Origin of the sequence: Nocardia macrotermitis, assembly GCF_009604405.1 — a bacterium.
In the GTDB taxonomy this organism is placed as follows: domain Bacteria; phylum Actinomycetota; class Actinomycetes; order Mycobacteriales; family Mycobacteriaceae; genus Nocardia; species Nocardia macrotermitis.
In genome coordinates this window covers 25,935-46,412 of the sequence record NZ_WEGK01000028.1, presented here as the reverse complement: position 1 = coordinate 46,412, position 20,478 = coordinate 25,935, and the positions used below count along the sequence as shown (strand labels likewise).

22 protein-coding genes and 1 pseudogene are annotated in these 20,478 nt (G+C 65.8%); 12 read left to right on the top strand and 11 right to left on the bottom strand.

What is annotated here, in order from left to right; all coding sequences use genetic code 11:
* Positions 1 to 8: 8 nt before the first annotated feature.
* Complete coding sequence (locus NRB20_RS36030) at positions 9 to 626, bottom strand: TetR/AcrR family transcriptional regulator (RefSeq protein WP_153415904.1); 618 nt, start codon at positions 624 to 626, stop codon at positions 9 to 11.
* A 100-nt stretch (positions 627 to 726) separates the two neighbouring features.
* Between NRB20_RS36030 and NRB20_RS36025 the strand changes: the two genes are divergently transcribed.
* The 3 genes from NRB20_RS36025 (at position 727) to NRB20_RS36015 (ending at position 3,798) form a co-directional block, all read left to right on the top strand.
* Positions 727 to 1,449: a GntR family transcriptional regulator gene (locus NRB20_RS36025; RefSeq protein WP_153415903.1), complete on the top strand. Its 723-nt coding sequence runs from the start codon at positions 727 to 729 to the stop codon at positions 1,447 to 1,449.
* A 125-nt stretch (positions 1,450 to 1,574) separates the two neighbouring features.
* Entirely contained in the window at positions 1,575 to 3,068 is a 1,494-nt protein-coding gene (locus NRB20_RS36020) for an NCS1 family nucleobase:cation symporter-1 (RefSeq protein WP_153415902.1), read from the top strand.
* Between the two features lie 4 nt (positions 3,069 to 3,072).
* A complete protein-coding gene (locus NRB20_RS36015) occupies positions 3,073 to 3,798 on the top strand; it encodes an aspartate/glutamate racemase family protein (RefSeq protein ID WP_153415901.1) in 726 nt (241 codons plus the stop codon).
* 16 nt (positions 3,799 to 3,814) lie between these two features.
* On the opposite strand, the gene NRB20_RS36010 is transcribed toward NRB20_RS36015, so the two are convergent.
* A complete protein-coding gene (locus NRB20_RS36010) occupies positions 3,815 to 5,143 on the bottom strand; it encodes a Scr1 family TA system antitoxin-like transcriptional regulator (protein WP_194290135.1) in 1,329 nt (442 codons plus the stop codon).
* Positions 5,144 to 6,139: 996 nt separating this feature from the next.
* Here NRB20_RS36010 and NRB20_RS36005 point away from each other — a divergent pair.
* Positions 6,140 to 6,442 (top strand): hypothetical protein, encoded by a 303-nt coding sequence (locus NRB20_RS36005; RefSeq protein ID WP_153415899.1) that lies wholly within the window; start codon positions 6,140 to 6,142, stop codon positions 6,440 to 6,442.
* 480 nt (positions 6,443 to 6,922) lie between these two features.
* Here the strand turns inward: NRB20_RS36005 and NRB20_RS36000 are convergent, their stop codons facing one another.
* Positions 6,923 to 7,504, bottom strand: coding sequence for a TetR/AcrR family transcriptional regulator (locus NRB20_RS36000; RefSeq protein ID WP_153415898.1), 582 nt, complete (start codon positions 7,502 to 7,504; stop codon positions 6,923 to 6,925).
* Between the two features lie 139 nt (positions 7,505 to 7,643).
* Between NRB20_RS36000 and NRB20_RS35995 the strand changes: the two genes are divergently transcribed.
* Positions 7,644 to 8,591, top strand: a complete 948-nt coding sequence (locus NRB20_RS35995; RefSeq protein WP_153415897.1) for an alpha/beta fold hydrolase — start codon at positions 7,644 to 7,646, stop codon at positions 8,589 to 8,591.
* A gap of 148 nt (positions 8,592 to 8,739) precedes the next feature.
* Positions 8,740 to 9,009: a type II toxin-antitoxin system Phd/YefM family antitoxin gene (locus tag NRB20_RS35990; RefSeq protein ID WP_153415896.1), complete on the top strand. Its 270-nt coding sequence runs from the start codon at positions 8,740 to 8,742 to the stop codon at positions 9,007 to 9,009.
* On the opposite strand, the gene NRB20_RS35985 is transcribed toward NRB20_RS35990, so the two are convergent.
* Together NRB20_RS35985 and NRB20_RS35980 are read right to left on the bottom strand one after the other, a co-directional pair.
* Complete coding sequence (locus NRB20_RS35985) at positions 8,991 to 9,422, bottom strand: type II toxin-antitoxin system VapC family toxin (RefSeq protein WP_319945844.1); 432 nt, start codon at positions 9,420 to 9,422, stop codon at positions 8,991 to 8,993. The two genes, NRB20_RS35990 and NRB20_RS35985, sit on opposite strands and share 19 nt — an antisense overlap.
* Entirely contained in the window at positions 9,419 to 9,667 is a 249-nt protein-coding gene (locus NRB20_RS35980; protein ID WP_153415895.1) for a FitA-like ribbon-helix-helix domain-containing protein, read from the bottom strand. Before NRB20_RS35980 ends, NRB20_RS35985 begins: the two co-directional genes overlap by 4 nt.
* 321 nt (positions 9,668 to 9,988) lie before the next feature.
* Here NRB20_RS35980 and NRB20_RS35975 point away from each other — a divergent pair, with 321 nt between their 5' ends.
* From NRB20_RS35975 to NRB20_RS35965, 3 genes are all read left to right on the top strand, one after another.
* Positions 9,989 to 11,425: an aldehyde dehydrogenase family protein gene (locus tag NRB20_RS35975; RefSeq protein ID WP_153415930.1), complete on the top strand. Its 1,437-nt coding sequence runs from the start codon at positions 9,989 to 9,991 to the stop codon at positions 11,423 to 11,425.
* Positions 11,426 to 11,436: 11 nt separating this feature from the next.
* Complete coding sequence (locus NRB20_RS35970) at positions 11,437 to 12,306, top strand: TIGR03619 family F420-dependent LLM class oxidoreductase (protein WP_319945842.1); 870 nt, start codon at positions 11,437 to 11,439, stop codon at positions 12,304 to 12,306.
* Positions 12,307 to 12,376: 70 nt separating this feature from the next.
* On the top strand, positions 12,377 to 13,210 hold the full coding sequence (locus tag NRB20_RS35965) for an enoyl-CoA hydratase/isomerase family protein (RefSeq protein WP_153415894.1): 834 nt from the start codon (positions 12,377 to 12,379) through the stop codon (positions 13,208 to 13,210).
* A 38-nt stretch (positions 13,211 to 13,248) separates the two neighbouring features.
* Here the strand turns inward: NRB20_RS35965 and NRB20_RS35960 are convergent, their stop codons facing one another.
* The 6 genes from NRB20_RS35960 to NRB20_RS35935 form a co-directional block, all read right to left on the bottom strand.
* The gene (locus NRB20_RS35960; protein WP_319945841.1) at positions 13,249 to 14,292 is read right to left on the bottom strand and encodes a phosphotransferase family protein; all 1,044 of its coding nucleotides are present in this window, start codon (positions 14,290 to 14,292) and stop codon (positions 13,249 to 13,251) included.
* Positions 14,293 to 14,309: 17 nt separating this feature from the next.
* Positions 14,310 to 15,776, bottom strand: a complete 1,467-nt coding sequence (locus NRB20_RS35955) for an aldehyde dehydrogenase (protein WP_153415927.1) — start codon at positions 15,774 to 15,776, stop codon at positions 14,310 to 14,312.
* Between the two features lie 32 nt (positions 15,777 to 15,808).
* Positions 15,809 to 16,558: a hypothetical protein gene (locus NRB20_RS35950; RefSeq protein ID WP_153415893.1), complete on the bottom strand. Its 750-nt coding sequence runs from the start codon at positions 16,556 to 16,558 to the stop codon at positions 15,809 to 15,811.
* A gap of 49 nt (positions 16,559 to 16,607) precedes the next feature.
* On the bottom strand, positions 16,608 to 17,090 hold the full coding sequence (locus NRB20_RS35945) for a hypothetical protein (RefSeq protein WP_153415892.1): 483 nt from the start codon (positions 17,088 to 17,090) through the stop codon (positions 16,608 to 16,610).
* Between the two features lie 188 nt (positions 17,091 to 17,278).
* Complete coding sequence (locus NRB20_RS35940; protein WP_153415891.1) at positions 17,279 to 18,247, bottom strand: LysR family transcriptional regulator; 969 nt, start codon at positions 18,245 to 18,247, stop codon at positions 17,279 to 17,281.
* Between the two features lie 178 nt (positions 18,248 to 18,425).
* Positions 18,426 to 19,040 carry a TetR/AcrR family transcriptional regulator gene (locus NRB20_RS35935; RefSeq protein WP_319945840.1) on the bottom strand — a complete coding sequence of 205 codons (615 nt, stop codon included), beginning with the start codon at positions 19,038 to 19,040 and terminating at the stop codon, positions 18,426 to 18,428.
* Between the two features lie 146 nt (positions 19,041 to 19,186).
* On the opposite strand from NRB20_RS35935, the pseudogene NRB20_RS39150 reads away from it, so the two are divergent.
* The 3 genes and pseudogenes from NRB20_RS39150 to NRB20_RS35925 form a co-directional block, all read left to right on the top strand.
* A pseudogene (locus NRB20_RS39150) lies at positions 19,187 to 19,672 on the top strand (NAD(P)-dependent oxidoreductase); the annotation flags it as partial.
* On the top strand, positions 19,649 to 20,086 hold the full coding sequence (locus NRB20_RS39145) for an NAD-binding protein (RefSeq protein WP_319945851.1): 438 nt from the start codon (positions 19,649 to 19,651) through the stop codon (positions 20,084 to 20,086). The pseudogene NRB20_RS39150 and the gene NRB20_RS39145, both read left to right, overlap by 24 nt.
* Before the next feature lie 33 nt (positions 20,087 to 20,119).
* The gene (locus NRB20_RS35925; RefSeq protein ID WP_153415890.1) at positions 20,120 to 20,398 is read left to right on the top strand and encodes a hypothetical protein; all 279 of its coding nucleotides are present in this window, start codon (positions 20,120 to 20,122) and stop codon (positions 20,396 to 20,398) included.
* Positions 20,399 to 20,478: the final 80 nt, after the last annotated feature.

Sequence of the window (20,478 nt, the reverse complement as noted above, 5' to 3'; positions counted from 1 at the left end):
TTGCGCCGCTAGCGATCTCCGCGCAGATACCGGGTCACCATATCGACCAGTTCGTTCTCCACCGCCTCGATCGTGGTGGTGCGCGGATCGGCCATCAGCTTGTGCGTGTTGATCTCCACGGTGAACACGATCAGCTCCGCGGCGATATCGAGGTCGCGGACGTGCACATCCGGATGCCGGGCCAGCAGATCGCGCACCTGACCGACGCGCACGGTTCCGTGCCGGTCGATGGTGTCGAGCAGATGCCGCGACATCGGGGCCTGCTCGATCATGATCCGCAGCAGGCGCGGGTCGTCGCGGTGGCTGTCGACGGCGTCGCGGACCAGCGCCCGCACCAGCGCCTCGAGACTCCCGGGCAACATATCCATCTGCTCGGCCGCGGCCCACTCACCGCGATCGACGTGCCGCACCAGCAGTTCGGCGAGGATCGAGTCCTTGTTCGGAAAGTACTGGTACAGCGAGCCGATCGAGATCTCGGCACGTTCGGCGATGCGGTTCGTGGTCCCGGCGGCATAACCGTACTCGCCGAAGACCTCGACCGCGGCGGCGAGAATGCGTTCCCGGGTCAACTCCGCGCGCACCTGCCGCGGCGTGCGCCGGGGATCGAGGCGGCGGCCCGAGGACATCCGAATCCTCCCGGAAATACGATCAGCGAATTCTGGGTCACATGATGCCCGATGCGGCCGGACCCGTGCCACATCGGTGACGTCCGGTTACGGTTGCCGGATGCCTTCGCGTCCGCGCCTGCCTCGGCTTCCCGAGCTCACCCCGCCGCACGATCCCGGCCGCGGTTACTCGCAGCGGGAGATCCTGGACGAACTGCGGCGGCTGATCCTGGACGGCAATGTGCCGCCGGGCGCGGGGTTGCCGCTGCGCGAGTTGGCGGACCGGTTCGCGGTCAGTGTGATCCCGTTACGGGAGTCGCTGCAAACGCTGATCGGCGAGGGACTGGTGGAGCATCGGGCCAACCTGGGTTACCGGGTGACCCAGTTGACCGCCGCCGAACTGCGCGAGCTGTACATCGTGCGGGAACGGCTGGAGTGGGTGGCGCTGGACGCCGCGGTCGCGGTGGCCACACCCGAGGATCACGACCTGGCGGCCGCGGCCCATGCGCGCATGGAACAGGCTGTGCGCGAGGATGATTCGAGCGCCTTCCATCGTGAGAGCCGCACGTTCCATCTGGCGCTGACTCGTCCGTCGGGGATGGCGCGACTGGTCCACATGCTGGAATCGGCCTGGAACATCACCGAGCCCGTACAGTCGATGGTGCACGTCGATGCCCGGCACCGCGTGGAGTTGCACGCCGATCACGGCCGGATGCTGGCGGCCTTCCGCGCCGGTGACGCGCGAGCACTGCTCGCGGCCGCCGAACTCCACCACACCAGACTGAATCATGTTGTGGCGCAACTACCCACCGACGCGGGGCTGTTCATCGATCCGGAGCCGTGAGTCCGAACCGCGGAGCCGCACGAAAAGATATATTCCTCCTGCAACACGCAGGCAATACTGCCGCACTAGCGTCACAGATCACCATCCCGTTCTCTTTCCGGGATTTGCTAGATCGGACGCGTGAGATGACCGAAACCGTACCGCCGCAACAGATATCGACGACCGCCGACGACGAGCCGGGCTACAGTCCGCGCCTGGCCAACGCGGATCTGACTCCACTGTCCGAGCAGACGTGGAGCACCTACAATATCTTCGCCTTCTGGATGTCCGACGTGCACAGCGTCGGCGGATATGTCACCGCCGGTAGCCTTTTCGCGCTCGGGCTGGCGAGTTGGCAGGTGCTGGTGGCGCTCGTCGTCGGAATCGGCATCGTGTATCTGCTGTGCAATCTGATCGCCAAACCCAGTCAGCGCGCCGGTGTTCCGTATCCGGTGGTGTGCCGCAGCGCATTCGGGGTGTTCGGCGCGAATGTGCCCGCCGTCATTCGCGGGTTGATCGCGGTCGCGTGGTACGGGATCCAGACCTATCTCGCCTCGGCCGCGCTGGATGTGGTGTTGCTCAAGCTGTTTCCGGGACTCGCGCCGTACGCCGAGGTGAAGGACTACGGATTTCTGGGGCTCTCGGCATTGGGGTGGGCGAGTTATCTGGTGCTGTGGGTGTTGCAGGCGTGCGTGTTCTGGCGGGGTATGGACGCGATCCGCAGATTCATCGACTTCTGCGGTCCCGCAGTGTATCTCGTGATGTTCGTGCTGTGCGGATATCTGATCGCCAAGGGCGGTTGGAGTCGTATCGATCTGAATCTGGGCACGGTCAGCCACCACGGTTGGTCCGCGTTCACGGTGATGCTGGGGGCGATCGCGTTGGTCGTCTCGTATTTCTCCGGTCCGATGCTGAACTTCGGCGACTTCTCCCGTTACGCAAAGAGTTTCGGCGCGGTGCGGCGCGGCAATCTGCTCGGGCTGCCGGTCAATTTCCTGGTGTTTTCGCTGCTGGTGGTGGTGACCGCGTCGCTGACGGTGCCGGTGTTCGGGCAGTTGATCACCGATCCGGTGCAGACCGTGGCCCGCATCGACAGCACCACGGCCATCGTGCTCGGCGCGCTGACCTTCACCGTGGCCACCATCGGCATCAATATCGTCGCCAATTTCGTGGCACCGGCCTTCGACTTCTCCAATGTCGCGCCGAGCCGGATCAGCTGGCGGGCCGGCGGGATGATCGCCGCGGTCGGATCGCTGCTGATCACGCCGTGGAACCTGTACAACAGCCCCGACGTGATCCATTACACGCTGGAGACGCTGGGCGCGTTCATCGGGCCGCTGTTCGGCGTGCTGATCGCGGACTATTTCCTGGTGCGCAAGCAGCGCATCGTGGTGGACGATCTGTTCACGATGTCGCCGGAAGGCACCTACTGGTATCGCAAGGGGTATCACCCGGCCGCGATCATCGCGACGGTGATCGCCGCGGCGGCCGCGATGTTTCCGGTGCTGACCGCCGGGCATCTCACGGGTATGTACACCGCGGCTCAGTACAGCTGGTTCATCGGATGCGCCCTGGGGCTGCTGATCTATCGGCTGCTGACCCTGCGGTCCTCGGAAGTGGCTGTGCCACAAGAGAGTTGAGACGATGAAGATCCGTGTCATCAATCCGAATACGACGGCATCGATGACCGCGGCGATCGAGCGGTGCGCCCGGGCCGTCGCCGGTCCGGGCACCGTGGTGGAGGCAGTCACCAACACCATGGGGCCCGCGTCGATCGAGAGTCACTACGACGACGCGCTGGCCGTGCCCGGATTGCTGGCCGAGATCGTCAAGGGCGAGGCCGACGGGGTCGACGGCTACGTCATCGCGTGTTTCGGCGACCCCGGCCTCTACGCCGCGCGGGAACTGGCGAGCGGCCCCGTCCTCGGTATCGCCGAGGCCGCCATGCACACCGCCAGCCTGCTCGGCCGCGGATTCAGCATCGTCACCACCCTCGAACGCACCGCACCGCACGCCCTGGACCTGGCCGAACGCTACGGCATGAGCCGCTCCTGCCGCGGCGTCCACGCCACCGACATCCCGGTTCTGGAACTGGATGATCCCAAGGCGCGCAACGTTATTGCCGAGGAGTGCCACGCCGCGCTGGCCCGCGACGGGTCCGACGCGATCGTGCTGGGGTGCGCGGGCATGGCGGACCTTTGTGAATATCTGACTGCCGAGACCGGGGTGCCGGTGATCGATGGTGTGGCCGCGGGGACCGTCATGGTGCAGGCGCTGGTCACGTTGGGGCTGCGTAAGTCCGGCCGGGGTGAGTTCGCCGCGCCGCCGGCCAAGCAGTACAGCGGGGTGCTCGCCGAATTCACGAGGTGAGGCGCGGCCGGGATCGTCAGCGCGGCAACATATCCAGCCAATGCTCCAGGCGCACAACCGATTCGTCGGGAGTCAGTGCGGTGAAACAGATCATCTCCATGAGTTCGGAATAGACGTCGACATCCTTCTCACTGTCTATGTACAACGCACTCGTATGTTGTTCCAGATAAACGATATCCGGCTTGTCCTTATCGCTGAATCTGAGGAGACTGAACGGCCCCGGCGGGATAATTCGCGACTGGGATCGCGGGAGGACCTGAATGGTGACGCTGCTCAGGCGGCTCTTCTCGATCAAATACGCAATCTGATCGCGCATGATCTTCGGGTCCGCGGGCCCACGATCGAGAGCGAACTCGTCTATCACCGCCCACAATCTCGGCCCCAGCGGATCGGTGAGAATGTACTGGCGACCTTTGCGAAGCCGCACCTTGCGCTCGAGGCTGCCGACATCGCCGGGGACGGTGCCGATGACCGCGCGAGCGTAGTCCTCGGTCTGCAACAGACCCGGAATGAACTGCGCCTCATAGGTTCTGATGGCATCGGCGTTTCGCTCGAAGTGGAGATAGTCCCGGAACCAATCCGGCAGCACGTCTTCGTAACCGGTCCACCAGCCGGAAAAACCCGCCTTACGCGCCAGCGAGAGGCATTGACGGCGAATAGCGGGATCATCCACACCGTAGAGCATCAGCAAACCCTGCAATCTCCCCTCGCCGAAAGCCGTGCGGCCGAGTTCGAAAGACTTGATATCCGAACTCGTACATCCGAGCCGGCCCGCGACGTCTTCGGGGGTCAGCAGTCGCTCTTCACGCAGCTTCCGCATATACCGTCCGAGCGCGATCCTCAGCACGGTCGGATTCATACCCTTCGGCTGCGCGACACGCGTCGCGGCGGGCTCGGACGGCGAGACGCCCGCCGTCGAGTACACGATCAGCGCCTTGCCGATCTCGTTGAGCGCCTGGGCAAGACGGCTACCCTGATCCATGCTGCCCGGCCTCGCAAGCTCTCCCGCGATCGCGTAGGCGTCACTCAGCGCGTGCATCCACAACGCGGGAAGCGACTGCTCGTCAGCGGGAACCGCTTGTTCGCCGTAGGAGGGTTCGAGCGTCGAGACCGGCTCACCACCGGTGAGGATCGCTCGCGCCGAACCCGACTTCCACAGCAGCCCTTGCTCGAGACGATGCAGCGTGCGATCGCTCACCTTGCGCGCGGCTCGCTCCACATCGCCTAGCACTCGGATGCTCAGGCCCGTGGACTCCGCTAAGGCCTCGCGGGTCGACATGCCCAGCTGCATCCTGCGAGCCCCTACGTAACCAGCCAAACGTGCCCAGTCGCCAGCCGTATCCATAGTGGCACTATGCCACTTCATGCCTCTATATTGACAACATCCGGTCTGGATATCGCCGTAGCGAGCGATCGCGAAACATCTTGATCCAGAGCAATTTACGCCCTGCCATGGAACGTCACCTGCCGATACCCAAACCTGTACTCACCAGTATCCGACACAATGCTTTGCTCAGATCCAGCAACCAGCCGAGGTGCGGTTTGCCTAGACTGGATCCGGGGCTACGATGACCCCATGCAGCAAGCGCCGACCGGGCTGAGGGCCGCACAACACAAGCGGCCCAACATGATCCACATGGTCGTTCAAGAGGTGCACTACACAGAGGTCCACACTTCGACAGACCTGCCCCCTCGGCGCTTACAGCAGCACTGACAACATCCCTGGCAATGTACGGGGCGGCACCCTCGACGCACTCCCGCATCGCCGAATACCCACTTCCCGCTCGATAGCGGGATGCAATAACCACAGATACAGGTACGGCCTCACCCAGTCTGGAAACGAAAGTGAGGCCGCATTGCCCTGTGTCACCGAATGATCCACTAGGCGAGGTGATGTTATCGAAGAAGCTCGTCCAAGCCCGACTCGGGGCTACCCACACACGGAGTCGAACTGCTGCCCACCTGGCAGCAGTGGCTGACGGCTGCCGCTGCGGAAGTGTCCGCAGCGGCAGCCCGCCACGATCCCACGCACTCGACGTGCGGGATCGATACCGCCGAAACCGCTCCGTGCGCACGTAGGGACACGCATATCTGTTGCGTCCCAAGCTTTTTCTCAACATCATCTCGATTGGAAAGAATTTCAAATGAATACGACTGCGCTCTGCGCGTCACTCGCAGCCAGCTTCACTCGCACTCGACCTCTCGACACCCTGCCTTCCCATTGGCAGTCGCTCGGGCCGTCCAGCCGCACTACCCGAGAGCGAGTGAGCGCATGAACAACTTCCACCACTGGATCCGCAGACTGTTCGCGGACCGCGCCCCATGGACCACCCGCCTGGCAGTGAGCGTCATCGTGGCTCTGGCAGCGAATTTCGCGGCCGCGCACACCGCACAATGGCACGCGGTCCATGACGCCACACACTGGTCGACCATGCAACTCGCCGCGTTTGTGCTGGTCAACTCAGAGAAAGACGCCATAGCACGAATACTCACCCGACTCCGCGCCATACGCTCGATCGACATCGCGGTCCGTATTCGACCGTGGAAGATCAACGGGCACAACTCTTCCGACGATCAATCCGACAACAGCGACGGCACCGCTGATCCGAAGTCATCGGACGATCCGCCGGACCAGTCCGCATGACCATCCCCACGGTCCCGCCGAAATATCGGCACGAACCCGACATGCTGTCACGAAACTGGTTGTACTGCAACCAGTTCGAAGGGATTCGATAGTTCACCCACCGTGGTCGCATCTCCGGCCACCGAGATACGGACCCCCGAACATCGGGCGGCCCGCACCGCAGGCAAGGCCGATTTCGAGAGCACCCACAAGGGCCCGGACCATCACCGATGGTCCGGGCCACAATCGGGAATAAGTATCCAAGATATGTTGCACTACAACATATTCGGCGACTCACCCAGTGCACACCCCGATCGTATGGACACCGTGGGCAGAACACGAGACTGCGGCCTACCCAGTCGCGAAATGCGTCAGCCGACACAACGCAAACGGCTCGCCCCCTCGGCAAACGGCGATGCGTCGGCGAGCAGCCCGATCACCCATGGCGAGCAGCCCGATCACCCATGGCGAGCAGACGGATCACTTGCGACAGGCCGCCGCTCATTCGGCGGCGAGCGCGTCAGCCAGTGCGGCGCAGGCGGCTTCGGTGATGGCGCGGAGGTCGGGGGGTGGTGTTCCGGCGCGGTGCATTACGGCGAGGGATTGGTTCACTGCGATCAGGAAGAGGGACAGGTTGTCGGCATTCGGGGCGGCGGCTGCGGCTAATACCTCATGGATTCGGGCTTGTTGGAGTTGCAGGAGGGTGTGCACTCGGGTCCGAGTTTCGGGGGGTAATGCGGTTGCGGCGGAGGCTGATTCGGTGATCAGGCAGCCGTCGGGGACGGTGGGGTCGGCGATGCGGGTGAGGGTTACGTCGTAGAAGGCGCGGAGGGCGGATACGGGGTCGTGGGGGTGGGCGTCGAGGGCTTGTTGTTGCCGGTCGCCGTAGGTGGTCGCGTAGTGGTTCAGGGCCTGGAGGAACAGGGCGTCCTTGCCGCCGAAGGTGCCGTACAGGGAGCCGCGGCCGAGGCCGGTGGCGGTGGCGAGCTGGTCGACGCTGGTGTGGGCGTAGCCGTATTCCCAGAAGGTGCGCATCGCCTGGTCGAGGGCGGTGTCGACGTCGAACTGTTTGCGGCCGGACATGGCGCCTCCAAATGCTCGAACAGGGTCGATGTGATCCTACCCGCATCTTGGAATGAATATTCCAACTATCTTTGACTGATCGTTCCAACATGGTTTAGCGTGGGTACGTACCCGAGCACGGATCGCGAGAGGATTCCCCATGAGTACCGCTGCCGAGATCTTCGAAATCCCCACCGGCACAGGGTCTGTGACCGATTCACCGCATCTCCCCGACGGTTTCGCGGACGTGTTCGGCAGTCGCTTCGTCGATATCGGCGAGTTGCGGCTGCACGCCGTCGTGGGTGGCGAGGGCACTCCGCTGCTGCTGATCGGCGGGTGGCCGCAGACCTGGTACGCCTGGCGGCTGATCATGCCGACGCTGGCGCGGAACTACCGGGTCGTCGCGGTGGATCCGCGCGGAGTCGGGTTGTCCGACAAGCCATTCGGCGGATACGACACCGGGACGCTGGCCGCCGACCTGGTGCGGTTGATGAGCGCGCTCGGGCACGACCGGTTCGCGGTCGTCGGACACGACGTCGGCATGTGGATCGGCTACGCGCTGGCCGCCGATCACCCCGAACGCGTCGACCGGCTGGCCGTGCTCGAGGCCGCCCTCCCCGGCCTGCTCCCCTCACCGCCGCTGATGGGCGAGAACCATTTCAATGATCTGTTGTGGCACTTCGCATTCAACAGATTGTCGACGGTGAACGAAGAGCTCGTCCGCGGCCGCGAGGGCATCTTCTTCGGCTACCAGTTCCGCCACAAAGCCGCCACCCCCACCGCCCTCCCCGACCACGCCGTCCGCCACTACATCGACACCCTCGCCGCCGACCCCGACGCCCTCCGCGCCAGCTTCGACTTCTACCGAGCCCTCGACGCCACCATGCACCAGAACGCCCACCGCCGAACCCGCCAACTGACCCTCCCCGTCCTGGCCATCGGCGGCGCCGAATGCTCCGGCGACCGCGTCGCCGCCACCATGCGCGCCGCGGCCACCGAGGTCACCGGCCTGCAAATCCCCCACTGCGGCCACTTCCCCGCCGAAGAAGCCCCCGACGCCCTCCTGGCAGCCCTACTCCCCTTCCTGGAGCGCCCGGACGTCGCCTGATCACCGGAGCACTCCGCGGACAATGAGCAGCCCGTTCATACGGGGCAGAGCCGAGGAGGTCTGTACGAGGCCCGTCGCGGCGGCCTGCTGGGCCGAAAACCGGTCGCAACGCACGCAGTACAACTGACCCAGCTGACATTCTGAACATATGAACCTGATGTCCGCGTCGGATGCGTCTCGCAACTTCGCCGAACTGCTCAGTCGCGTCGAGCGCGGCGAGACCGTGGTGATCACCCGCGATGGCCGGAGACTGGCCATGATCGGCCCGGCACCGGCAGCCAACGGAGGTGAACTCCGCGACGCGTTGAGCAGCTGGCACGAGCGATACCCGGACGATGACCCCACATTCGAGACAGACGTCCTGGGCGCGCCCCGTGCCATCACCCCACCGACATCGCGTCATACGCCCGGGGCGTGACTCCATGGGTCGATGAGTTCGATTCCGGTGTCGGTGAAGTCCTTGGTGTTTCGGGTGGCGAGTGTCGCGTGTCGGCTCGCGCAGATCGCGGCGATCTGGGCGTCCGCCGTGTTGATCGGCTGCCCTTGTCGTTCTCGGGTGAGCACGATGTCGGCGTAGCGTCCTGCGGCGGTCGCGTCGAAGACTTCGATGCGGCCCTGCAGGTCCTCGTACAGCATCGCGTCGATGCCTGCGGCCAGTAGCGACCTTCGCTTTCCGTCGGGCATTCTTCGGACGCCGTACCAGAGTTCCGCGGCCGTCACCGCTGTGGTCGCGACGTCGCCGGAGTCCAGGGAGTCCATCCAGTGCAGGACTCGCTGCTCGGGGGTGGACTTCACCAGTTCGGACAGGACGTTGGTGTCGAGGATGATCACTCGAACACCGCCGCGCGAGGGGGCTCGTCGCGTGCGGGCAGTTCGAGTTCCGGGGCTTCGAGTGCGGCGAATCTGGCGTGGATTCGGCTGCCGAGCCCGCCCGACGCCCGAGCCTGCGGCGAGGACAGGTAGTCCGCCAGGACCGCTCGGACCTCCGCCTCCATGGAACGCCCGTGCCGCGCCGCCTGCACCCGCAGTCGTGCGTGTAGTTCGTCGTCGAATCCGCGAATCGTCAGGGTCGCCATGTCCACCTCGATGCTGTCATTGGTGTCAATGCTAGCACCGTCGCGGCATCTGGATGAGGAACTCGGCAGCATCGCGAACGTCCCCGACCGGCGAATCTGGATGCGGCGTCACCTTTTTCGACACGGCGGACTCCGATCGGTTGACGCGGACCGGGGAGTGAGGGGACGCCGAGTGCGTTGCGGGAATCGGGTCGGAAGCGCCGCGAGACTCGATGCGAGAACAGTATTCTCTTAGACTGGAAACTTAATTGTCGCGGCGAGGAGTGGGCCGAAGTGACCGGTGCGGAGAACGAGACGGGGTTGGCGGCTGGAGATGGGTTGATGCTCATCGATGGGGAGTTGCGGGGGGCGGCTGGTGGGGGGACGTTCGGGGTGGTTCATCCGGGGAGTGAAGAGGTTGTGGGGTGGGCCAGTGATGGGGGTGTGGGGGATGCGAAGCGGGCGGTGGGGGCGGCTCGGCGGGCGTTCGATGAGACAGGGTGGGCGCGGGATGTGGAGTTTCGGTATCACTGTCTGATTCAGTTGGCGGAGGCGCTGGAGCGGCAGAAGGAGTGGCTGCGGCGGGTGCTGGTGACCGAGGTGGGGTGTCCGGTCAGTGTGACGCGCAGTCAGATCGATGAGCCGATCGATGAGGTACGGCACTGGGCCGAGTACGGGCGGCGGTTCGAGTATGTGGCCGACAACGGGGTGCACGAGACGCCGATGGGGCCGGCGTTGCGGAAGATCTACTACGAGCCCACGGGGGTGGTGGGGGCGATCACGCCGTGGAATGTGCCGTTCTATCTGAATATCGCCGAGACCGTGCCCGCGCTGATGGCGGGCAATACCGTGGTGCTCAAGCCCGCGCAGCTCACGCCGTGGTCGGGCACCGAGTTGGGGCGCATCGTCGCCGAGGAGACCGATATTCCGGCCGGGGTGTTCAATGTCGTGACCTCCGACGCGAACGAGGTCGGTGCGGCGCTGAGCGCGGATCCGCGGGTGGACATGATCACCTTCACCGGGTCGACGGCGACCGGGCGGGCGATTCTGGCGGCCGCGTCGGCGACGGTGAAGAAGACGTTGCTCGAACTGGGCGGCAAGTCGGCGCATATCGTGCTCGATGACGCCGACCTGTCCGCCGCGCTGCCGATGGCGGCCCTGATGGCCTGCGTGATGAGCGGGCAGTCGTGCATTCTTCCGTCGCGGATTCTGTTGCCCCGCAAGCACTATGAGGAAGGACTGGGGATCCTCGCGGCGAGTATGGCGAATTTCCCGGTCGGCGATCCGTGGACGCCGGGGATCATGCAGGGGCCGCAGATCAGCCGGACCCAGCGCGAGAAGGTCCTGGGACTGATCCGCGCCGGAATCGACTCGGGCGCAAGGGTTGTCACCGGTGGCGGCACGCCGGAGAACCTGCCTGTCGGCTACTACGTGCAACCCACGCTGCTGGCCGATGTGGACCCGGATTCCCGTGTGGCACAGGAAGAGATCTTCGGACCGGTGCTCACCGTGACGCCCTACGACACCGAGGACGAGGCCGTCGCGATCGCGAACAATTCCATCTACGGACTGTCCGGCGAGGTGTCCGGCGCGGACACCGACCGCGCGCTGGCGGTGGCGCGGCGCATGCGCACCGGCAACGTCACGATCAACGGCAGGAGCCACTTCGGCATCGGCAGCCCGTTCGGCGGCATCAAACAATCCGGGCTCGGGCGGCGCAACGGCGACGAGGGTTTCAAGGAGTATCTGGAATCCAAGACCGTCGGCATGCCGGTCTGATCGGCGCCGACGTGAAATTCTGGACCGGCACCGCATTCACGCCGACCACGGACGCGATCGTGTTGGCGCGCATACTCGACGAGGTCGGCTTCGACGGGATCGTGGTCTCCGACCACCTGATCTATCCGCGCGAACTGAACTCGCCATACCCCTCCCCCACCGGCAAGCCGATGTGGACGCCCGATACCGCCTGGCCCGACTCCTGGGTGCTCATCGGCGCGATGTCCGCTGTGACACAACGGATCCTGTTCAGCAACGCCGTCTACGTGGCACCGGCGCGACCACTGCTGGAGGTAGCGAAACAGGTGGCCACCGCTGCGGTCGTCGCCGAGGGACGGGTGACACTCAGCGTCGGCGCGGGCTGGATGCGCGAGGAATTCGAGCTGCTGGGACAGGATTTCGGCACTCGCGGCAAACGCCTGGACGAGATGATCGAGGCGCTACCGGCGCTCTGGCGCGGCGGGTGGGTGTCGTGGACCGGAAAGCATTACCGCATACCGGAATTGATGATCGAACCGCATCCGCCCGAACCCGTCCCCATCCTGTGCGGCGGCGAGTCGGAGGCGGCGCTGCGGCGCGCGGCGCGGCTGTGCGACGGGTGGGTCGGCAGTGCGTACACCTGGGACGAGGCGGTGCGCAGGGTCGCGCGTCTCACCGCGTTACGACGCGAATACGGCAGGGAGAGCGAACCTTTCGAGATCATGTTCGCGCTGCGCGAAGTGCAGTCGGTCGAGCTGTTCAAACGTGCCGAGGATCTCGGTGTGACGGCGGTGATGTGCAGTCCGTGGGACCGGACGGCCCCGGCGTCCGGCGGGTCGGCCGAGCAGCGCTACCGGCCGCAGATCGAACGATTCGCCGACGACATCCTGGCCAGGATGTAACCCCCGGCCCGCAACGTAATTTCAGCGACGATCCGCGCATCCGGAAGACGCCGCGAGGAAAGGACATCCGATGACGAAACCCTCAGCCGCACAGCAGGATCCGCGGCCGCCCCAGGGCGACTGGCTGGGCACGCCGTATCTGCGGTTCACCCGGGAGGGGCCGTTCGGGGTGTGCAGGCTGGATCGGCCCGAGGCCCGCAACGCGATGACTCCGGCGATGTACTTCGGCATCAAGTACGCGGTCAATCACGTTGGGGCCGATGCGGATCTGGCCGGTCTCTTGATCACCGGCACGGGTGATGTGTTCGCGCCCGGCGGGGATATGGGCGGCGGCGGCAGTGACAACTGGATGACGTTCGGTGCGGCGCTGGGCATGGACGCGCTGCCGTTCGAGACACTGCGTCAGTCGGCGAAACCCGTGGTGGCGGCGGTGAACGGGCTGTGTCAGGGTGGCGGGTTGCAGATCGCGCTGTGCGCCGATATGGCGGTGGTCAGCGAGCGTGCGACCTTCCGGGTGCCCGAACTGTATCGCGGGATCGCCGATACGTACTACAGCCAGATGCTCGCGCGGCTGATCGGGCCGGTGCGCACGCGCGATCTGATGTTCACCGGACGCACCCTCAGCGCGCGGGAGGCGCTGGACTGGGGCATGATCGCCCGTGTCGTGCCACACGAGGAGCTGGGCGAGGCCGCCCGGGAGGTGCTCGCGCAATGCTGCCGCACCGCGCCGGACGCGCGCGCGGCGATCAAGGCCAGTCTGGACAACTACCTCGGCCTCTACGATCGGATCGGCATGCAGGCGAGTCTGCGCAAACCCGAAGCGTCCGAAGGGTTCCGGGCGTTCAAGGAACGTCGCTCACCGGAGTGGGTGCATCCGGATCTGCGGATCGACGGGCGGCTGTGAAGGGTTCCGGCGGTCGAGCCGCGTCCCGAGCCCGCTGATCACCCGATCGCACGAGCGATGTCGATCCCTTGCTGGATCCGCGAAACCACCTCGGCGCGAAAGGATTCCAAGTTCTCGGGCCGCTCCCCCAGCTGCCCGTCGAGATAACGCCGGTACACACCCGCCAGGATCGCCGCGGATCGCCAGGCAGTGAACGCCCGCCAATAGTCGAGATCGGCAACCGAACGCCCCGAACGCTCGGCATAACGCCGAATCAGATCCTCTCCATCGGCGAACCCGGGTAGCAGGCCGGGTGGATGGGAGAATCCCGGCCGCAGATCCGGCACCATCCAGGACCGCAGGAAGTAGGCCAGATCGAGCAATCCCTCACCGAGAGTGCACAATTCCCAGTCGAGCACCGCCAGCAGGCGGCCGTCGCGCTCGATCAGCGCATTGCCCAGCCGGAAATCACCGTGCACCAGACACGGGGTCGTCTCGGCGGGCTGATGTTCGACGAGCCAGCCGTGCAGGACTGTCATATCCGCCAGTTCGTCCAGCCCGGCCGCCGCCCACTGTTCGGACCAGCGCCGCAGCTGACGGCCGAGATAGCCACCGCGACGGGACAATTCGCCGAGTCCGGCTCGGTCGACATCGATGCCGTGCAGGGTCACCAGGGCATCGATCAACTCCTCCCCCGCTCGCTGACGGGCCTGCGCCGAAGGCAGGAATTCCGCCGCGTCGGCCGCCGAGTCCACCACGACGCCGTCGACGTACTCCATCACGTAAAACGGTGCGCCGGTGACCTTTTCGTCGGCACACACACCGAGCATCCGCGGCACCGGCAGGCCGGAACCGGCCACCGCCCGCATCACATCGTGTTCGCGAATCACATTGTGCGCGGTGGCGAGCAGCGGGCCGACCGGCGGGCGGCGCAGCACGTACCGCCGCCCGTCGCGATCGGTCACCAGATACGTGAGATTCGAATGCCCGCCGAGGATCCGCGCGTAGGCGAACGGCGGCGCGGCCCGCTCCACGCGCTCCGCCAGCCACCGTCCGACCGGCCCGACCGCGATGCCGACCTGCGTATCGGAATCCGAACTCACTCACCCTCCACCGTGACTCACCGTATGACGAACGGATTCCCCACCGGCGCACCGGTATTGATCCACACGGTCTTGGTATCGAGGAATTCCTCGATGGCCGCGCTGCCGTTCTCCCGCCCGATACCCGAATCCTTGAATCCGCCGAACGGAGCCATGAAACTCACTGCCCGATAAGTATTCACCCACACCGTGCCCGAACGGACGCGATCGGCCATCCGGAAGCCGCGACCGGTGTCGCTGGTCCACACCCCGGCGGCCAGACCGTATCGGACATCGTTGGCGAGTTCGACCGCATGATCCTCGTCGCGGAACGGGATCACCGCCAGGACCGGCCCGAACACCTCCTCCTGCGCGATCCGCATCCGGTTGTCGACGCCGGTGAGGATCGTCGGCTGCACGAACCAGCCGCCGGTGCCGCATTCGGGCCCGTCGGCCGGACCACCGCCGCACACCACCCGCGCGCCTTCCGCTTTCGCGATCGCGATGTACTCCAACACCTTTCGGTATTGCGCGGGGGTAGTCACCGGCCCTACCTGCGTGGTCTCCAGCATCGGATCACCCATCCGGGCGGTGCGCGCCAATTCGACCACGCGAGAAACGAATTCGTCGTGGATACTCTCCTGGACCAGCAGCCGCGAACCGGCCAGACAGGTCTGCCCGGTGGCCGCGAAGATGCCGGACACCACACCGTTGACCGCCGCGTCCAGATCCGCGTCCGCGAAGACGATGTTCGGTGATTTCCCACCGAGTTCCAGCCCGACGTGCTTGAAATCGCGCGCGGCGGCCTCGCCGATGAACCGGCCGGTGCCGTCGGATCCGGTGAAGCTGATCTTGCGCACCAGCGGATGTTCCACCAGCGGCGATCCGACGTCCGCGCCGAATCCGGTGACCACGTTGACGACGCCCGGCGGCAGGCCGGCCGCGTCGAACAGGCGGATCAGCTCGAGCGTGGAGGCCGAGGTGAACTCCGAGGGCTTCACCACGACGGTGCATCCCGCGGCCAGGGCCGGGGCAAGTTTCCAGATCAGCAGCATCAGCGGCGAATTCCACGGGGTGATGATCCCGACGACGCCGATCGGTTCCTTGCGGGTGTAGGCGAAGTAGCCCTTCTTGTCCAGCGGCAGGACCGCGCCCTCGATCTTGTCGGCCAGGCCGCCGTAGTAGTAGAACCACTGCGGCAGATAGCTGAGCTGGGCGTGCATCTCGGCGAACAGTTTGCCGTTGTCGCGCACCTCGAGATGGGCGAGTTCCTCGGCGTGTTCGGCGAGCACGTCACCCAATTTCCGGAGCAGCGCACCGCGTTGGGTGGCGGTGTATTCCGGCCAGGGTCCCGAGGTCAGCGCGCGATCCGCGGCGCGGACGGCGGCGTCGACATCCTCGACGCCGCCCTTCGCGATCCGTGCCCACGCACTGCCCAGAAACGGGTTGTCGCTGGGGAACCATTCGCCGCCACTGGGCGAATGGTCCTTCCCGTCGATGAACATCGGATAGGTCCGCACCTCGGTCACGGTTCGGCTCAGCCCTTTGCCGGAGCGGCCGGGGCCGCGGCTTGCGGCGCGTGATGCTGGGCCTGCAACTGGTTGAACGTCTGCACACCCGCGGCGATGCCGACCGGAATGGCAAGTGCCACACCGCCTACCATCGCACCCACACCACCGACCGCGACCGCACCCACCAGGCAGGTGGCGGCGAAGGCCGGAACCGTCATGGTGCCCGCGGTCGCCAACGCCATCAGCGTTCCGCCGGTCGCGACGCCGAACGGGCAGCCGATGGCCGCGCCGATCACCGAACCGGCCAGCGCGCCCACGCCCATCGCCATACCCATGTGCGGATTCGCCGCTTCCACAGCCTGATTCAGATCCGACATCACGTCATCGGACTGCGGAGCCGGAGCGGCCGCGGGTTGGGCAGGCTGCGCGACGACCGGCGCCGCGGCGACCTGAACGGGAACAGTATGCGCCACAGTCGATTCCACCGAAGGTGCGGCCGCCGGGATGGCCGTCCCCGCGACGGTGTGCCCGGCCGGATCCTGGAAGCCGAACTGCCCGCCCTGCATCGCCACCGTCCCGATCGGCGTGCGCAGCACGGCCAGACCGGTAGCCGGATCATCGCTGTATCGCACGCCGGGCGCGACCTCGGTGGCGATGCTGGGTGACGCCGCCGGACCGGCCGGCACGGCGGTTTCGGCATTCGCGACGCCCGCCGCCGCGACCACCGCCATGGCGGTCAATGCGGTTACCGCCGCTCCGCGATTTTTGAATGTCATCTTTTCACTCACAGTATCGATAGTTCGGAAATCGGACGGAAAACGAAATTCACGGCGCGCTGTTCTGGACCGGAACCGGTGCGGCGATCAGACCTTTGGAATGCAACGACTGATATTGCTGTGTCAATGCGTTCATGGTCGCGGGAGATCCGGAGATGATACTGCCGACCGTGCCGCCGACGAATCCCAGCGCGGCCGCGCCGATCAGGCAGCCGCCGACGATTCCGACCGGGGTGAGCGGCGCGATGGGGATGAACAGCGTGCCGCCGGTCACCGCCCCGACCGGGCATCCGACCAGGACACCGGCGGTGGTCCCGACGACGCGCCCGAGGGTGGAGTCGTTCGAGAAGGTCCCCGCGATACCGTCGAATGCCTTGAGATATTCCGCGCCCGGATCAACCGGCGCGGCCTGTGGTGAATTATCGGCGGGAGCCGCCGGATTGGGTTCCGCCGCAGGTTGCACCGGATTCACCGCGTCGGCGTTCGCAACGCCCGCGGAGATCACTGTCGCCGCGAATATCATTGCGGCCATGGCGGTGGCTCGAGAAATGTGATACATCGTCGCAGGTCCTCATCGTGCGTGCGAACAAAGGTGGAAATGAGATTCTCTGACACGGAGAATAATGAGCGATGAGCCGTGCGTTTGAAAAATGAAAAATTGCTATGCACCCATACGAGATCGGCATGCCCGCCCCCACGCGATCACCAGGTGCGATCACCTCACGTCCGGCGCGGAGGCATCGGCTCGATCGCGTCCGGATCGCCGTGCCATTGCGCCGAGAGCCAGCCGCCCTCGGACACGGCGGTGCGCATCGCCCGCGCGAGCTCCTGCGCGACGATGTCCACGGCGGCGGGCATCCGGCCGTTGCGCGGCATCCCCAGCACGATCGATCGCCGAATCTCGGGCTGCCGCAACGGCGCTGCGCTCAACCGCCCCGCAGCCACATCCGCGACGATCCCGGCCGCGGGCAGAATCGTCCAGCCGTGCCCGTCCAGGACGAGCAACTTCTGTAGCTGCATCGAATTGGTCTGCACGCCGATGTCGAAGACCACGTCGGCCTTCGCCGCGGCCGCATCGATCAGCACCCGCAGCGCATGCCCGGACGACGGCATCACCACCGGATGCGCCGCCAACTCGGCCAGCGTGACCGGGCGATCCGCGGACAGTCCGGCATCGGCGGTGGCCACGGCCCACAGCTGCTCGCTGACCAGTGGCGCAACATTCAGCGACGGCGAATCGGACAGGTTGTACAGCAGGCTCAGATCCAGGTCGCCGTCGTCCATCCAGCGTTGCAGATGGCCGGAATACGCTGTGAGAATACGCAATTCGATACCGGGATAGCCGTTCAGCACCGCCGTGGTCAGCCGCCCGGCGATCAGATCGACCGAACTCTCCAGCAGCCCGACAGTCACCGATCCGCCCACCACACCCGGCGGCGGGGTGATCTCCGCGCGCGCCCGGCCCAGCTCCCGCAGCGCGCGCCCGGCCCGCTCGACCATCACCGCGCCCGCGTCGGTCAGACGCATGCCGGTGTGGCTGCGTTCGAACAGTTCCACGCCCAATTCGTGTTCCAGCGTGCGGATCTGGCGGGTCACGGCGGGCTGGACCAGGTGCAGCAGTTCCGCGGCGCGGGTCACGCTGCCCACCTCGGCGACGGTGACCAGCGCCTTGAGCTGTTTGAGATCCATGCGCTGCTCCTGCCGGGGCGTTGTCGAGACGAGGGGATCACGAACCGGCATCCGGTCGTCGACACCATCAGATTTCCTGATGTTAGCCGCGGACCGGACCTCCGGCGAGAATCATCCTCTCTCTATACCCCATCAAAATTCTGCGGAAGTAACCCGGACAGCCGATTCATCGAGCCGTTCAGCACGGATCCGCGGGCATGAGTTCGCGCGCGAGCGCCCGCGCGTAGTCGCGGAACACCCGGTCCAGCGGCACCGAGGGGTCCAGCAGCCAGGTCGTTTCCATCCCGCTGAGGAAGGCGGAAACCTCGATGGCCTTCACCACCGGATCGATGTCCGCGCGGAACCTGCCGGTGCGCTGACCTCGCCGGATACCCTCGGCGATGACGTCCAGACCGGCCCGGTGCCGATCGAGCAGGCGATCCCGCAACGGCGCGTCCGGATCGAGATTCTCGGCCAGCAGCACGGTGTACATGCCGATCAGATCGGGTGCGCGACGGAAACGCTCGACCACGTTCTCGATCTCCGCGATGACGTCGCCGCCCAGGTCGGCGTGCTGTTCGTCGTCCTCGTCGCGCGCGTCGAGCACCGCGCGCAGCAGTTGATCCTTGGATTCGAAGTGGTGCAGCAGTCCGGCGCGGGTCACGCCCGCCTTCTCCGCGATCTGGGCGAGCGTGGTGTTGCGCCAGCCGTAGCGGGTGAGCAGGCGTTGCGCGACCACGAGGATCCGCGAACGTCGCTGCTCACCCTTGGCGAGCAGCGCCTGATAAGGCCGGGAGGGCTCGCGACCGGGCACGGATCTCCTTAGCTCGGCGAACTTACCGACTCAACAGTAGGTCTATCGCACCGACGTCACAAGACGCACCCACCATCGCCGTCGAGAAGCTAAGCTCTTGTTAGCGAGAATCTGATTCTCAGCATGATAGAACCAAAGTATCGGGGAAGGAGTCGATCGTGAGTGAGCAGACCATGGACCGTATCGCATTCATCGGCCTGGGCACGATGGGCTCGCGCATGTCCCGGCGGTTGGTCGCCGCCGGATTCGAGATCGTCGGCTTCGACCCGGTCGAGGCGGCACGGGCGGAACTGGTCGCGGCGGGCGGGCGCGCGGCCGTCACGGCGGCCGAGGCGGTGTCGGGCGTCGGTTACGTCATCCTCATGCTGCCCAGCTCCCGGGTCGTGGAGGCCGTGCTCGGCGATGCGGCGCTACTGGACGCGCTGAAGCCGGGCACCCCCGTGATCGATATGAGTTCCTCGGAACCCGAATCGACGCGAAAGTTGGCCTCCGCCTTGGCCGAACGCGGAATTCCGCTGCTGGACGCGCCGGTGTCCGGTGGCGTGAAGGGTGCCGAGGCGGGGACGTTGACGATCATGGCCGGTGGGCCCGAGGACGCGCTCGCGGCGGTGCGGCCGATCCTCGCGCCGCTGGGTAAGGTCCGGCACGTCGGCGAGACCGGGGCCGGGCATGCGGTGAAGGCGATCAACAATCTGCTCGCGGCCACGAATCTGCTGGCCGCGGCCGAAGGGGTGGCCGCCGGCCGCCGGTTCGGTGTCGACCCGGGCGTCATCGTCGAGACGATCAATGCCGCGAGCGGCCGCAGTGCCGCAACCGAACTGAAGTTTCCGCAGAACATCCTGCCCGAGACCTACGACTCCGGATTCGCCCTGGCGCTCATGCTCAAGGACATGCGGATCGCGACGGAGATGGCGCGTTCGGTCGGCGTGCCCGCGACGCTGGGCGAACAGGCCGTCGAACTGTGGAGTCGCGCCGCCGCCGAACTGGATCCGGCGGCCGACCAGACCGATATCGCCCGCTGGGTGGATCGTTCCCGAAATCCCTGACACACCAGCAGTTTTCATTCACCTGGAGTTACCATGACAACCGTCGAATTCAACCCGCAGGCCCGGCGCCTCAGCCTCCGCACCGGCCACACCAGCGCGCCGCGCTCGCCGATCCACTCCACGGTCACCGAGATCCTGGACTACTTCGGCAAGTGCCCGCAGTGCGGATATCACGCCACCGCAGCACATCTCGCGCATACATACTCCGACGGCAGCAGCGATTCGGAGACCATCGCGACCTGCGGGCAGCCCTGCGGTTGGCAGGGGCCGGTGGTCATCACGCGCATGACGTATGCCCGCAAGCGGCGTTAGGGCCGTGTTCGGGGAGGCCAGATCCGAGTGGTTACTCAATCATTTTGAGCCACAAGGGATCAGGGCGACCCGGGCTGGGT